Origin of the sequence: Picosynechococcus sp. PCC 7117, assembly GCF_001693275.1 — a bacterium.
Classification (GTDB): domain Bacteria; phylum Cyanobacteriota; class Cyanobacteriia; order Cyanobacteriales; family MRBY01; genus MRBY01.
Window position 1 is genome coordinate 2,958,458 of record NZ_CP016477.1, and the last position, 13,539, is coordinate 2,971,996.

At 40.9% G+C, this 13,539-nt stretch carries 16 protein-coding genes and 1 rRNA gene; 9 read left to right on the top strand and 8 right to left on the bottom strand.

Annotation, left to right across the window (positions count from 1 at the left end; genetic code table 11):
• The first annotated feature begins 7 nt into the window (after nucleotides 1-7).
• From AWQ22_RS14125 to AWQ22_RS14150, 6 genes are read left to right on the top strand one after another with little or no spacing between them, the layout of a single operon-like run.
• Nucleotides 8-1,636: a hypothetical protein gene (locus tag AWQ22_RS14125; protein ID WP_065711512.1), complete on the top strand. Its 1,629-nt coding sequence runs from the start codon at nucleotides 8-10 to the stop codon at nucleotides 1,634-1,636.
• Nucleotides 1,637-1,656: 20 nt separating this feature from the next.
• Nucleotides 1,657-1,965 carry a hypothetical protein gene (locus AWQ22_RS14130; protein WP_065711513.1) on the top strand — a complete coding sequence of 103 codons (309 nt, stop codon included), beginning with the start codon at nucleotides 1,657-1,659 and terminating at the stop codon, nucleotides 1,963-1,965.
• A complete protein-coding gene (locus AWQ22_RS14135) occupies nucleotides 1,949-2,236 on the top strand; it encodes a hypothetical protein (protein ID WP_065711514.1) in 288 nt (95 codons plus the stop codon). Before AWQ22_RS14130 ends, AWQ22_RS14135 begins: the two co-directional genes overlap by 17 nt.
• A gap of 5 nt (nucleotides 2,237-2,241) precedes the next feature.
• Nucleotides 2,242-2,997: a C39 family peptidase gene (locus AWQ22_RS14140; protein ID WP_065711515.1), complete on the top strand. Its 756-nt coding sequence runs from the start codon at nucleotides 2,242-2,244 to the stop codon at nucleotides 2,995-2,997.
• A gap of 51 nt (nucleotides 2,998-3,048) precedes the next feature.
• The gene (locus AWQ22_RS14145; RefSeq protein WP_065711516.1) at nucleotides 3,049-4,173 is read left to right on the top strand and encodes a tail fiber protein; all 1,125 of its coding nucleotides are present in this window, start codon (nucleotides 3,049-3,051) and stop codon (nucleotides 4,171-4,173) included.
• Nucleotides 4,174-4,178: 5 nt separating this feature from the next.
• Complete coding sequence (locus tag AWQ22_RS14150; protein ID WP_065711517.1) at nucleotides 4,179-4,577, top strand: hypothetical protein; 399 nt, start codon at nucleotides 4,179-4,181, stop codon at nucleotides 4,575-4,577.
• 546 nt (nucleotides 4,578-5,123) lie between these two features.
• On the opposite strand, the gene AWQ22_RS14155 is transcribed toward AWQ22_RS14150, so the two are convergent.
• From AWQ22_RS14155 to AWQ22_RS14165, 3 genes are all read right to left on the bottom strand, one after another.
• Complete coding sequence (locus AWQ22_RS14155) at nucleotides 5,124-6,587, bottom strand: hypothetical protein (RefSeq protein ID WP_157094641.1); 1,464 nt, start codon at nucleotides 6,585-6,587, stop codon at nucleotides 5,124-5,126.
• 451 nt (nucleotides 6,588-7,038) lie between these two features.
• Nucleotides 7,039-7,599 (bottom strand): NUMOD4 motif-containing HNH endonuclease, encoded by a 561-nt coding sequence (locus tag AWQ22_RS14160; protein WP_065711519.1) that lies wholly within the window; start codon nucleotides 7,597-7,599, stop codon nucleotides 7,039-7,041.
• A 180-nt stretch (nucleotides 7,600-7,779) separates the two neighbouring features.
• Nucleotides 7,780-8,490, bottom strand: a complete 711-nt coding sequence (locus AWQ22_RS14165) for a hypothetical protein (protein WP_065711520.1) — start codon at nucleotides 8,488-8,490, stop codon at nucleotides 7,780-7,782.
• A 203-nt stretch (nucleotides 8,491-8,693) separates the two neighbouring features.
• Here AWQ22_RS14165 and AWQ22_RS14170 point away from each other — a divergent pair, with 203 nt between their 5' ends.
• Both AWQ22_RS14170 and AWQ22_RS14175 read left to right on the top strand, forming a co-directional pair.
• On the top strand, nucleotides 8,694-9,158 hold the full coding sequence (locus AWQ22_RS14170; protein ID WP_030008234.1) for a hypothetical protein: 465 nt from the start codon (nucleotides 8,694-8,696) through the stop codon (nucleotides 9,156-9,158).
• Between the two features lie 43 nt (nucleotides 9,159-9,201).
• Entirely contained in the window at nucleotides 9,202-9,762 is a 561-nt protein-coding gene (locus AWQ22_RS14175) for a glutathione S-transferase family protein (RefSeq protein ID WP_065711521.1), read from the top strand.
• Nucleotides 9,763-9,862: 100 nt separating this feature from the next.
• Here AWQ22_RS14175 and AWQ22_RS16425 read toward each other — a convergent pair whose 3' ends face one another.
• The 3 genes from AWQ22_RS16425 to AWQ22_RS14185 all read right to left on the bottom strand — a co-directional run bounded on the left by AWQ22_RS16425 (nucleotide 9,863) and on the right by AWQ22_RS14185 (nucleotide 11,700).
• Entirely contained in the window at nucleotides 9,863-10,000 is a 138-nt protein-coding gene (locus AWQ22_RS16425; protein WP_012308371.1) for a photosystem II reaction center protein K, read from the bottom strand.
• Between the two features lie 26 nt (nucleotides 10,001-10,026).
• On the bottom strand, nucleotides 10,027-11,163 hold the full coding sequence (gene tgt / locus AWQ22_RS14180) for a tRNA guanosine(34) transglycosylase Tgt (protein ID WP_065711522.1): 1,137 nt from the start codon (nucleotides 11,161-11,163) through the stop codon (nucleotides 10,027-10,029).
• An 81-nt stretch (nucleotides 11,164-11,244) separates the two neighbouring features.
• Entirely contained in the window at nucleotides 11,245-11,700 is a 456-nt protein-coding gene (locus AWQ22_RS14185) for a hypothetical protein (RefSeq protein ID WP_030008237.1), read from the bottom strand.
• 304 nt (nucleotides 11,701-12,004) lie between these two features.
• Between AWQ22_RS14185 and cobS the strand changes: the two genes are divergently transcribed.
• Nucleotides 12,005-12,793 carry an adenosylcobinamide-GDP ribazoletransferase gene (gene cobS, locus AWQ22_RS14190; protein ID WP_065711523.1) on the top strand — a complete coding sequence of 263 codons (789 nt, stop codon included), beginning with the start codon at nucleotides 12,005-12,007 and terminating at the stop codon, nucleotides 12,791-12,793.
• Here the strand turns inward: cobS and AWQ22_RS14195 are convergent.
• Together AWQ22_RS14195 and rrf are read right to left on the bottom strand one after the other, a co-directional pair.
• On the bottom strand, nucleotides 12,773-13,210 hold the full coding sequence (locus tag AWQ22_RS14195; RefSeq protein ID WP_065711524.1) for a PPC domain-containing protein: 438 nt from the start codon (nucleotides 13,208-13,210) through the stop codon (nucleotides 12,773-12,775). The genes cobS and AWQ22_RS14195 overlap by 21 nt on opposite strands.
• A 196-nt stretch (nucleotides 13,211-13,406) precedes the next feature.
• A 5S ribosomal RNA gene (rrf, locus tag AWQ22_RS14200) occupies nucleotides 13,407-13,524 on the bottom strand.
• Between the last annotated feature and the right edge of the window lie 15 nt (nucleotides 13,525-13,539).

The window sequence follows — 13,539 nt, forward strand, 5'->3', positions numbered from 1 at the left end:
AAACAATATGACCATATTACAAGGAACTATTAAAGATTCAGCGTCTAATCCTTTAACAGGAAATCTAATAGTTGAATTAGCTGGAGTGATGGTAGATAACACTACTACTCCTCCTAGTGTTCTTACTCCAGAGCCTTACACTTTTTATATCGTAAATGGTGCTGTTAGCGTAGATATTCCTGAATCAGAAACAGAACAGAATAGCTACAGATTGAGATTCTATGTAGAAACAGCTCCAGGTGAATTTGAAGATAATCCTGAGTTTGATTTCTATACTCAGATACCTAACTTAGCCACTGTAGATCTAGTTAATCTCATTCCTACTGGAATGGTTAATGATATGTTGGCTACAGGTGCTCTGAGAATAGCTAAATTAATTATTAATGACCCTAATCTCTCTACTAAGGTAGGTGGTGTATTCCCTGAAGGTGATTGGGATAGTGAAACTGAATATAAGAGAGGTTCTATTGTTAAATATCTGAATAGAGCTTATATCGCTTCTATTGATGCTCCAGCAGGTGCTTTACCTACAGATACTATCTATTGGATGAATTTACCTACAGAGCCTGATGGATCTCTATTACTAGGTGATGCTACTCCTTATGATGTTTCTTGGAATGGTTCAGGTTTAGCGGCTTCACAAGATACTGTATATGATCAGATTGAATCTGTTAAATCAACTGTTAACACTAAAGCCAATATTAATAGCCCTACTCTTACAGGTACAGTCACTTTACCTAGCACCACTTCAATCGGTAATGTTAGCTCTACTGAGATCAGTTATTTAGATGGCGTTAGCAGCTCCATACAGACTCAATTAGACTCTAAAGCACCTCTAGCCTCACCAGCATTAACAGGCACTCCTACGGCTACTACAGCCTCTCTAGGTGACAGTTCTCTGAGGATTGCTACTACTGCTTTTGTTGCTAATGCTATTGCTCCTAAAGCTCCTTTAGCTTCACCTGAATTAACTGGTACACCAACAGCACCTACAGCTACTTTAGGGACTAATACAACTCAATTAGCTACTACTGCTTTTGTACAAGCTAATAAGAGAACTGATGAAGAAATTGAAGATTTAAGTGCAGGTCTTTTAACCAGTGGTACTCATACAGATATCTCAGTAACTTACAATGATACAGCAGTACCTCCTACTATTGATTTAGAGTACACAGGGACTTTAAACAAAACAATAATCTATTCTGATTCTTCAGCCTCATTAGGCTTTACGGGCTTAAGACGACATCCTATAGACGGAATTGTTCGGTCTGTTTCTTATGCTTCTATAAGTACAGTGAATGACAATTTCACCCTACAACCAGGAAATTATTTAATTGAGCTTATTTGTAGACCATTAGCTAATGAAGACCCTATTGTTGATATTTATCTTTATGATGATGATACTGAGGCTGTAGTTACTGATCTTGCTGGAAGGAATTGCCAAGGAGAGGTTAGAGCAAGCACAGGTAATAGTAATACTGCTTTCCAACCTGGAGGTACTTTATCTTTTTTATTGACTGTTTCTACAGCAAGAACTTTTAAGGTGTTGTTAGAAGCCTCTTTGTCTTCTAACCAAGCATTCAATGCTGGAGGTCAGAATGGTCTTCAAATTGTAATCACTCCTAATGCTTTCTAATTACTATTGCCTAATTATAAATGAATATTTTGAAATTCTTAATGCAGTTAGCTTTCATGGAAGCTATCTTGAAGCCTGTAATAGTAGCTCTAACTAAATTAGTGTTAAAGGATTACCTTAAGCCAGCTTTTAATAAATTAGATGAGCTGCTGATATTACCTGACAATTGGGAGAGACTTATAGAAGCTCCCTTTGAATGGATATATCAAAATGTAGTCTCTGATTATAGTGAATTGGAACTGATAAAAAGAGAGTGGTTATCTCAATTACTCTTAGATGAATTTAATATGAACACTTTCCTCAGTAAGGCTGATGTCAGAACACAATAAAGACTTACAGGATCAATTACTTGAAGCAGGTAAATCTAATCCTGGTTTTGATATATATGATTTCCTATTGATGCTCATTATAGGTGCTCCTCTCATTAAAGCAGCGGCTTTATCTGGCATAGGAGTATTTATAGTATTCTTCTCTAATATGCCTCCTGAGAGAGTTGGTATGGGATGGAGCTTAATAGGTTACTCAATAGGTGCTCCTACTCTCAATGAGAAAGGAGTTCAGGAATTAAAAAGTAAAAAGAAGAAGGATTTAAAGCAATAACTCTTATGAAGCTTACAGCTATCCGAGATACTAAAATTAAATATGAACCTGTTCAATCCTCCACTATTAAGGAGGATTTTTTAGTGCATTCTCTCTCTAAGAAAGAATCACTAGAAATCAATTGGATTAAATATGATGCTGATACTAAGCACTATCTCTTTGAATTGAAGGAACCTATTAACGGTAGATTCAATTGGTATGCTTATAAATCTCACTTTGAGACAGATTCTCCAATTAATACTTATCCTAATTTGAAGGTTCCTTATTTCTCTCAGAGAGATAATAAAATCAGACCTAGCCAAACTTGTAATGTTACTTCTATGGCTATGGTAATAGCCTTCTATGACTTAGATCCTAATCCTAAAGACCAAGTACAACTAGAGGATGAAATCACCCGCTATATGGTCAATAAATGGGGTAATAGATCCATTTATTATCATGGTCTAATATCTCAAGCTTTCAACAATTGGGGAGTTAAATCTAGATTCAGCACTACTACTAGCTGGAGAGCTATTAAAGAGCACCTACAATCAGGTCATCCTGTTATCTATAGCGGTAGATTCACTAGATCAGGTCACATCATTGTATTAAGAGGCTTTGATGATAAAGGTTGTTGGGTTAATGATCCTTGGGGAGAATGGTTTAGCTCTGGTTATCAAGCTACATCGGGTGAGAATCTCCATTATTCATGGAATATGATGCACAGGCTTAGTTATGGCGGCTCTAAAGCGGCTTGGGCTCATCTATGTAAGCCTCTTTAAATAATATAAATTAACTGCTTTAAATTAATAAAAATAAATAAATAAATAATTATGGCTAGAAAAGTTTTCAATGATGGAGATATTCTCTTTGCTGATGACGTTAATGTGATCGGTAATCCTATTGTTGATGGTCAAGATGAATTAGGACGTGGGCCTAAAGTCTTAGATGATTACTTATCAGATGAATCAGACCAAATAAAAAATAGATTTTACAATTTCTATGATCGGCTTAAGGTAACAGAAAACGTAGGATTAACCGTTAACTATAATGGTGGAAATGTTCTCTTAGGTAATGGCTCTAGAGTAACTCTCACTCCAGGTACTCTCAATTTAACGGATAACTCTACTCTATTTATCTACGTTAATAATTCAGGGAATGTAGAGGTAGCTAACTCCTTAGCTAATGAATCTTTCCCTATGGCTTATGTTGTGACCTCTAGCGGTAATATCACTACTCTAGAGGATCTCAGAGATAAGCTCATTGATAGAGTAACCGCTGCTGGTATTCCTCCTGTAGATGTTATTCCAGCAGGTTCAGGTATGGAATATTACGGCTCTACTCTCCCTAATGGTTGGTTATGGGCTGATGGAAGTTTCTATGATCCTCTTAATTATCCAGCTCTCTTTAGTGCTATCGGTTATACCCATGGTCAATCAGGTAGCTTATTTGCTGTACCTGATAAGAGAGGTAGAACGGGTATAGGAGCAGGTCAGGGTGCTGGTTTATCTAATAGAACTCTAGGACAAGTATTAGGAGAAGAAAGAGTAACTCTATCCATTAGTGAGATGCCTTCTCACTCTCATGGATTAAATCAGACTCCTCACTCTCATGGTATTACTCAAACTCCTCACTCTCATGGAGTGAATGATCCAGGTCATAACCATAGACTCTATTCATGGTCTAGCGGCTCTAGTGATGATAGAACTGATGCTCTTAATAGAGCTAACACTTCTGTAGCTGGTGAAGTGGAACCCGGTAGATCTTATCTAGATGTAAATGGTAGTGGTACTAAACTCATTGAAACTGCTACTACAGGGATATCTCTACAATCAAGCAGCTTAAATATATCTCTCAATACTGCTAACGCTAATATCTCCGTTAACAATAACGGTGGTGGAGCTTCTCATAACAATATTCAACCTTCCTTAGTCTGTAACTACATTATTAAATTTTAATCACTATGACTCATGAAACTAATCCACCGCTTCATCATGAAACTCCTGAGCATATCACAACAGTTCAGGGTGCTATAGATCCAGTATTAGCTAATAAGATATTTGATCAAGTGGTGCTTCAATCTTCAGGTATCGCTTTAGGAGTGCTATTTACTCTAGGAGTGTTAGTTTTAGCAGCTAGATCTATGGGTTTAAATGATTATCTACAGAGATTGATTAAGAAAGCTGAAAAAGATTCAGAGGTGCTAGAAAACTTACTAGAAACTCTTATAGAGAGTAGACAGAACCTTAATGAAATTAGATTGGAGATATCTAAAAACAATCTAGAACTTAATGTGATGTTACTCGATATGGAAGAAAATATATTGAGACAGATTCAAACACTAAATGATGATCAATCATAATTCTCTCATAATTCACTTATCAATTGTTTAAATTGAGCTAAATGATTTGTTAGTGAAGTGGGAATAGATGGTATGATAGGGACTTGATGAGACTCCTATATAGAGCGTTTTCTAGATAGAGTTGGTGATCATCAATCCCTTATCTAGTCTAGGTTTCAGCTCCCAATATCAATTATGACAAGTTGCTTGATGTGGTTGATAGATTGATGAAGAAATTTATAAGAAGCTCATGCCTCCGGCATCAAAAAATGTCAAGCTTTTTTAGGGGATTTTAACAAAATTTAACAATTTAATTTGCTTATATATCTATATAGTTATATTTGACAAACCCTATAGTAGGTATAGGCTTTGTCAAATGTGTGCATATAGCTATTCAGTGATTAATTAAACATTCTTAACATCAGTAATATTGATGCAACTATAGAGTTTAATCACCATTAGATATATAAAAAGCTCTCATCAATGAATGAGAGCTTAATTAGTGACACTTATAATAGTTAGACTGTACTGATATAGGCTTATTTGTGATTTAGGATAGGTAATAACCTATACAAAGGATTTCAATTCTAATTGAGCATACTTCAAGCCTGATTGAGTCTTAGCGTATTCAATAGCTTCAGGTGGTATCTCTCCTATGGTTACTACTCCATCGTGTTGATTGCTAATCACTTGGTAGTTATGGTTAGAGGATATGACTGTAAGGTGATGAATGAAAGCGGCTTCATTGCCTTGTAATAGGAAAGCAGGGAGCTTTCTCTTTAGTTCAGGTGTCCAAGATCCTTTCTTATCTTTATAGTCATCAAGAGTAAGAGTCATAGCTGCTTTATTGATGAGTATCTGAGAACCTCTAGGGTAGACACTGTTCATAGGGATGTAGGTATCTAGCAGCCAATCTACCCAATGATTGAGGACTTTCTTTAAGGGAGAGAGGACAGTAAACAATTCAGCAGCGGCTTTATTGGCTAAATCTTTATCTCCATTGAACTCATTGAGTAAGGCTCTACTGATGGAGTTGTCATTATCTTTGACTGTAGATGTGAGATTAGCACCCATTATCAGAGCCATGAGGCAGTGTTTCCAGGTGTCTACACTAATTCCTACCTGATCAGCATAAGTCGGCTTAGAGGACTCTAAATAGGTGGTTAGCCAAGATGTATCTATATGAGCATACTCTAACCATTGAATCAGTCCATAGATTTGAGAGGACTTGAGATCATAGTTATACAGATTGGGTATTCCAGTAAAAGCGGCTTCTTTCATCTCTCTAGTACAGCTCTGTAATCCTATTCCATGTTCACTCAGTCTACCTGTTAATTGAGGAGAGTGAACAGGAGTGTATTTATAAATTGAAGAATGCTCTGTAGTCACAATATCAGCTTGCAATATGTTGTGATAAGCGTTTAAGTCCTGTTGATAGCGGTGAGGGTTTAGTTCACCTGCTTCTACAGCGGCTTTAGATTGGCTTAGGAAGCGGTCTATTTGTTCTTTGTTGAAGTAAACCCCATTATCTCTTAAGGTCTTCATGCTGTCCTTAATAAGCTGAGGATAAGGATTGCGATTGTGATCATAATATTTAGTCTTATTGGATTTTTTGGATATCTTACCTGTCATTAGGTTATATATCTGCTTCCATCCTTCTAATTCAGAGGGATAATAACTGTTAATGTTCTCTAGAATGTATAGCGGTACTCTGTATTCTCTACAACGTTTATAAAATTGACTATATTCAAACTGAGCACCATTAATATCAAATTGTTTGACCTCGATAAGCCCGCTATTTATCAATTCTTCAATATCAGGGAAGTCTCTACCCCATTCTTGCTTAATGGTCTTATAGGGGAAAGGAACCCATCCCTCTTCATCTCTATTGGTAAGTAAATTGGTGTTGTACAGGATATGACAGAAGAATTGCTTTGTATTTTGATCAAATTCACTGAGCAGCACATCGTAAATGTGATTGAACACTGCTTTAGGAACTCTGAAATAATTGATAACGAAACTAGTTTTCATAATTGGTATAGGGTGTTTTCTAACCTTCATCTACTACTATACAATAACAGCTTTTTAAAAAGTAGGCAGGGTTGATATTTTGGGTTTTGAAGGGTTGATTGATGAGGCTGAAATTAGGGGGTATACGAAAAATTTAACAGCCCTCTAAGCCTTGCTGTATATAGCTTGTAGCTGTTTTTATGTACTACCTATTACCTGTCTCCTCTCTTCCCCCCTCCTTTTCCCTCTCCCTCCCTCCTCCTAGCTGACGCTTCAATTTGCTCTTTAATTTACTTTTTTATTGTCTGAAATTTGGGGGGTATACGAAAAATAAAAATCGCTGTAATCCTTATGGAGTAAGCGATACAGCGATTTAGTGTTTTACCTATTACTTGTCCTATCTTTCCTCCCTAATTCTCCCTTTCTCCCTCTCCTCCTAATCTGACGATTTAATTATTCTTTAATTTAATCTTTATTGTGATTTTTGTTGTTCTCTGAATTCAGTGATAGTCATTCCAAAGGGAACCGCTACAGCCTCTTCATCAGTCCAACCTCTAGCTAATCTATTCCTCACAATATAATCGTTGCCAGCGATCCTTCTAGACCATTCTAAGAGGGTCAATTCTAATCCTTGATACTTAATGGTCTTCGATTTTCCCTTGAAGGAATGAGCGATATTCTGAGCATGAGAGACATATTCCAAATTTCTAGCTCTATTGTTATCTCTAGAGCCATCTTTATGATGTACCACCGCTTTAGGGTCTGGAGGATCACCAATAAAAGCCTGAGCTACCAATCTGTGAACATCAAACCTCTTTCCTCTCCTCTCTCTATGGAGAATAACATATTGATAGCCGTGCCTATCAGTAGCCTGAGAGAGCTCTTTACTCTGATAGATAACAGGAGTCCTTTTACCTGATTTGTAAGCCTTAATGACTGTCCTAGTAACCGATCTTACCTTTCCTAAATTACTGACTTCATAGAAACCTTCATAATCTTTAATTGGTTTCCATCTCTCTTTAATTCTTGGCATATCTTAACCTAATGTATCTAGACTGAGCTCTCAAAATGTGATATAGATCATCTATCAACTGTCATAGATAATAACAGCTTGATAGCGATAATCTTACTTTTCGTAAGCTTGTTTTAAAAGCATTGATTAGCGGTCCCAACCCCAACTTGAGCGTTCAAATTGAGGCTGAGTAAAGAGGTTTTAGGGAGAACGGTGGTCAAAGAGCAACCAACAGGCCACACCAAAAAATGGCACAAAACGTAGGGTTTGCCAGAAGCTATCTTTGGCAGTGAGATCACCCATGAGGAAAATTTGGATAAACCAAAAACAAAGGAGATCCACCATGAAGGCGACGGTGAGGCGGCTATCTCCCAGGCGCAAGAGAAAGTAATCGAGGCGATCGCCGAGGAGACCAAATTCAGGACGAGCTAGACCAAACCAACCAATGGCAATAATGCCGACGCAGATTCCGACCCAAGCAAAAAGGCGCGTAAACCATGGTTTAGGTAAAAAAGGCTGAGGGGCAATGGCTCGCCGGAGTGCCATGTAGGGCAGCAAAAAAACATTGGTAAGAAACATCCCACAACCCCAGAAGGCGAGGTATGGCAGATGTTGACCCTTGCGATCGCTCGCCATTACTGGCAGAAAAAGCCACATCCAGGCGACAGCAAAATTAAAGAGGGCCTCATCTACAGGATTGAGCACCGGGGCCAAAGGCGATCGCCAACCCAAATAATTTAAAATCGGCAGCACAAAAAAGAAATTAAGCGATTCTTGTTTCACCTCTGTCAAAGTTGCCGGTTGCAGTTGCCACAAAGGTTCTCCGCCGAAGGGGAAATGACTGGGGGCAAGGAGTAAAGAACCCACATAAAGCAGCCAAAATCCCCAAAAAAAGTTTAATTTTAGATTCATTACCATCAAGACATTACTTTTTTGTGTTTCACCTTAGAATACTGGCCCAGGCTTGGATATGGTCAGAGGTAAGGGTTGGGTATTAGAGATCATTCGCTGCAATTAAAGAATCCTTTCTTTCTGTCTCGTACGCCCCAAAAGCTCGTTAGGATCAAAACGGAAAATTCAATCCTTATATTTAGTTTCAGTAAGTAAAAATTCTTATGCCTACATTACAAGATTTTTTTCAGACCCATCATTTAGCGAGTGACGATTATTGTGTTTTTGGCGTCGCCAGTTGTTTTGTCCGGGAGGAGGGCGAAACCCAGGCGGTTTCTATCCTAGAACCGATTCCCTCAGCGGCTCTCGAAGCACTGTTAAAAGGAATTCCCACATCTTATCGGGTTGCCCAAGCCCTGCCCCTTGGGGATGTTATCCAAGCGGATCAAATCACCTTACCCACAGCCCTAGGCGATCGCCTGCAAATTCCCGATGACTTTTTAGAACGCACCGCCGCCGCCGCCCGCACCTACAAACGCCGCCCCGAAGCCCAGGGCCATATCCCCCTAGGGACACTCCACCAGGAGTTCAACCATTCCACTGCGAAAAAGCGCGTCCTCAATCAGGTTAATATCGTCAACACAGAGGACAATGTGAAGCAACATGCCCATACCCACAAAGTTCTCTAAATGAATTTGTAGACACATTTTTGGCCTAACAAAAACTCACACTATGCTAAAACTCTACGGTGGGGCGCGTAGCCGTGCCTCAATTGTGCGTTGGTACCTCGAAGAGCTCGGTGCTGACTATGAATTTGTCTTTCTCGATATGCAGGCGGGCGAACATAAACAACCGGATTTCCTTGCCTTAAATCCCTTTGGGAAAGTGCCCGTCCTAACCGATGACGAGGTTACTTTGTTTGAATCCGGTGCCATTTTGCTCTACCTCGCAGAAAAATTTGGTCACCTCGGCCCTTCCCCGGCAGATAAGGCGATCGCCTACCAATGGGTGTTATTTGCCAACTCGACTTTTTCTATGGGACTCACCCCGGCTGAAAATCGCAATGAAGTTATGGCCCGTTATTTGCAGCCCCTAAACGATATTTTGCAAAACACGGCTTTTCTCTTAGGAGAAGCATTTACGGTGGCGGATGTGGCCGTCGGTTCAATCCTCGCCTACATTCCTTTGATGTTCCAAGATGTGGATCTCAGTGCTTACCCAGCCCTACAGGCTTACTTAAAACGATTAGGCGATCGCCCCGCTTTCCAAAAAGCAATTATGAATCGCGGTTAATTCTCGTTACATTTAGTTACAAATTAGTCGCAAAAAACAAAAAAGCATCCCCGCAAGGATGCTTAATCAATTTCTTTTTTAAATAATTCAAAAATGGTGTTTATTTGAAGCCCACTGCCGCTTGCCATACAAATGCCAACAGCAAGAAGAACAAAGGAATTAGAGGCAAAACATCCACGAGGGGATCGAAAATTGAGTAGGCCTCAGGTAATTTCGCAAGTAATAATGCCGCTTCCATATATTTCCTTGTTGAACTGATTTTTCTTATGGTTTGCAGTCAATCCTAGCATGAGTTGGTTCGGGTTCTAGCCATTCGCCGAATTCTTCCACGAAGCGATCGCTAAGGATTGATTCACGAATTCTCACGGTAAATTGAATCAATTCTGTAACGTTATGTAAAGAAAGTAGCATATAGGCTAACATTTCTTTCGCTTTGATTAAATGGTGCAAATAGGCCCGCGTAAAATTCTGGCAGGTATAACAAGGACAAGTTTCATCCAAGGGGCGAAAATCTTCTTTAAACTGGGCATTTTTTAAATTCCAGCGATCGCCTTTGACTAGGGCCGCACCATGGCGCCCCAACCGCGTCGGAATCACACAATCAAACACATCAATCCCCGCGGCGATCGCCTGGGCCATTTCCCGATAGGTGCCCACCCCCATCAAATACCGAATCTTGTTTTTCGGCAGGAGCGGCGCTGTATGCTGTACTACTTGGCGAATATTTTCCGGCGATTCCCCCACACTAACACCCCCGATGGCATAGCCCGGTAGGTCTAATTTCGTTAAATCTGTCACCGCTTGGGAGCGTAAATCTAAGAAAATGCCCCCCTGGACAATCCCAAACAACGCTTGATCGTCCCGTTCATGGGCTTCAATACATCGCTCTAGCCAACGATAGGTTCGTGCTGTTGCCGCCGCCACCGCCTCCCGGCCCGCATCTCCTGGTGGACATTCATCAAAGGCCATGATCACATCAGCACCCAGGGCATTTTGAATCTGGATTGATCGCTCCGGGGTCATATCAATCAAACGTCCATCCTTCGGCGAACGGAACACCACCCCTTCCTCACGAATCTTACGCATTTCACTGAGACTAAAAACCTGGAATCCCCCGGAATCCGTGAGGATCGGCCCCTCCCAAGCCATAAACCGATGCAGTCCTCCGGCTTTCTGGACAATCTCCTCTCCCGGTTGTAAGTGGAGGTGGTAAGTATTTGATAAAACCATCTGGGCCTGGGCCTGGACTAAATGATCCGGCGTGATGCCTTTCACATTCGCAAGGGTACCCACAGGCATAAATCGGGGTGTTTCCACAATTCCGTGGGGCGTATGAAACACGCCGACCCGGGCATTCGTATGGCGACATTCCTTATGTAGCGAAAAATGAAAATGGCTCACAGATGATGTTCCGAAGATCAATAAAAAATAAAAACGGCAGCAAAAGCCACCGCTTATTCTACCGAGTTCAGGAAACAGAACCTAGAAATTGAAATTTTCATCGTCATCCATGTGGACATCCCAGCGGGCCGATAAAACCTGAGTCACCATCTCTTCTAAGGTACTTTCGGGAACTGCTTTGGTATTGAAAGGATTGGCTTGGGGATTTTCTGCTACTTCCAACCGTAAGACACGATTATCCTGCACGAGTTCAAAATAAGTCTTATCGGTTTCAGCCTGTTTCAGGGCAAGGTAATCGAAGCTATGTAAATTTAGATATAAGGACTGATTGACCACCAAAGTAGCCTGTTGTTCATCATCAAAGACTTCTACAATCCAACCTTCGCCCTGTTTTTGCACTTCGCCATCGAGGTAATGGGAATAGCGGACCCATGCGAGATCTTGGAGTAGACGTTTCATGTCACTTTTATTGACAAGAATACCGGTAGAAACCACACAAGGAGCGGGTAAGGAAGTGGGATGACATTGATGACTCATGGGAATTGACTAAGGGTAAACAAAAAAATATGACAGACTGAAGGTAAATCATCCATAACACTGCCTAGACATGGCAAGCAAATGAGCGCCACCACATCAGGATGAGCCTATGCGATTGTCATTTTACTTGTACAAAAGCTAGCACCCAAGGACAAAGGCTGTGGTTTTACAGTATTGTCTTGGTGTTATGGCGGAGGATGTTTATTAACGGTTTCCAATGCCTCGCCATAATCTTAACTTAAGGTTTGAATTTTGACATCTGAAAACCCACAATCTATCCAATTCTGAGCATCTCAATCAATTTATGGTTCGTTTTTTATCAGGCTTGCTACAGCTTTGGCGATCGCTATTGGGGGCCATTCTTTTTTACACGCTGTTACCACTGCCCAAGGGAGTACAGCCTAGTTTTATTCGCATTGCCCGTTGGTGCCCTTGGGTGGGCTTGATTATTGGGGGGATATTACTGGGGAGTTTTTGGGGTTTAGAGAGTTTAAAGGTTCCCACTTTACTCAGAAGTGCGATTTTAGTTGCCTTTTGGTTGGGTTTGACGGGAGGCTTACATTTAGATGGGGCAATGGATGCGGCCGATGGTTTAGCGGTGACGGAACCGAAACGCCGTTTAGCGGTGATGGCTGATAGTGTTTCTGGTGCATTTGGGGTGATGATAGGGATCTTAATCCTGTTGCTCAAGGTCGCTGCCCTCGAAGGTTTAGGATTAGAGTCTTGGTATTTTTTTGTGTTGATACCGGCCTGGGGGCGATGGTCTCAGGTGGTGGCGATCGCCTTTTATCCCTACCTGAAAGCTGAAGGCAAAGGGGCATTCCACAAGCAGCAGTTCCAGTTATATCCAGATTTGTGCTGGAGTATCTGCCCCATGCTCTTATTCGTATTTTTGAGCTACTTTTTCCTACCGATTAGCCAATGGTTGAGTGTTATACTCAGTAATCTTTGGTTTATGGCAGTGGCGATCGCTGTCAGCACTTGGTTTGGTCATAAATTCCAAGGTCATACAGGCGATACCTACGGTGCCACTGTGGAATGGACTGAAGTCGCTTGTCTCGTCAGCATCGTTTTACTCGCGAATAGGCTGTAGGCGCGTTACTTTGAGCGAAAAATCACCATTTCCCGTTTCCCCAAAGGCCCGTACCCGCACAATATAGCGTCCCGTTTCGTTGATGCGCACAAATAGTAATGAATTCGTTGAACCGTCGGCGGCATCGTCATTTTCCGCAATCGTCGAACCATCCGCCGCCAGCAGCAACACAATCGTATCAAAATCGTCCGAAAGCAAGTCAATGGCGACTTGATCGCCCTCTTGGAGAGTAATCACATAATCCCTAGCAAACCCCCCTTCCCCCGTGGGGATATCCTGATCCGAAAGCCGCTGGTTAATCTCTTGACCAGAGCGAATTCCAAGGGGTCGATACATCATCTCATTGGCGATCGCTTGATTTGCCAGCCCTAAAACACTAAAAAATCCGAATATACAACCCCAGTAAATCCGATTCATTCAAATACCTATCAACTTATTGGCTTACTCTTCATACTCTACAACACTACCCAAGCAACGGAATGGGACTTCACTCACTACAAAACAAAGGATAAAGAAAGCAAGATAAAATAAAGCCCTCAATTTTCAGATTGAGAGCTTTGATTAGAATATAAAGTTGAAGAATAAGATATTCAGTTTTTCATAAAAGAGAGAAGCTTGGCATTGAGCTATTTTCCCGGTAGGCTACCCCACAGGTATCGTCGCCGCTATAGCGTTTCACATCTGAGTTCGGGATGGAATCAGTGTGGTTCCACTATGCTAGAAACACCAAGCAGTGGTGTGGTCTC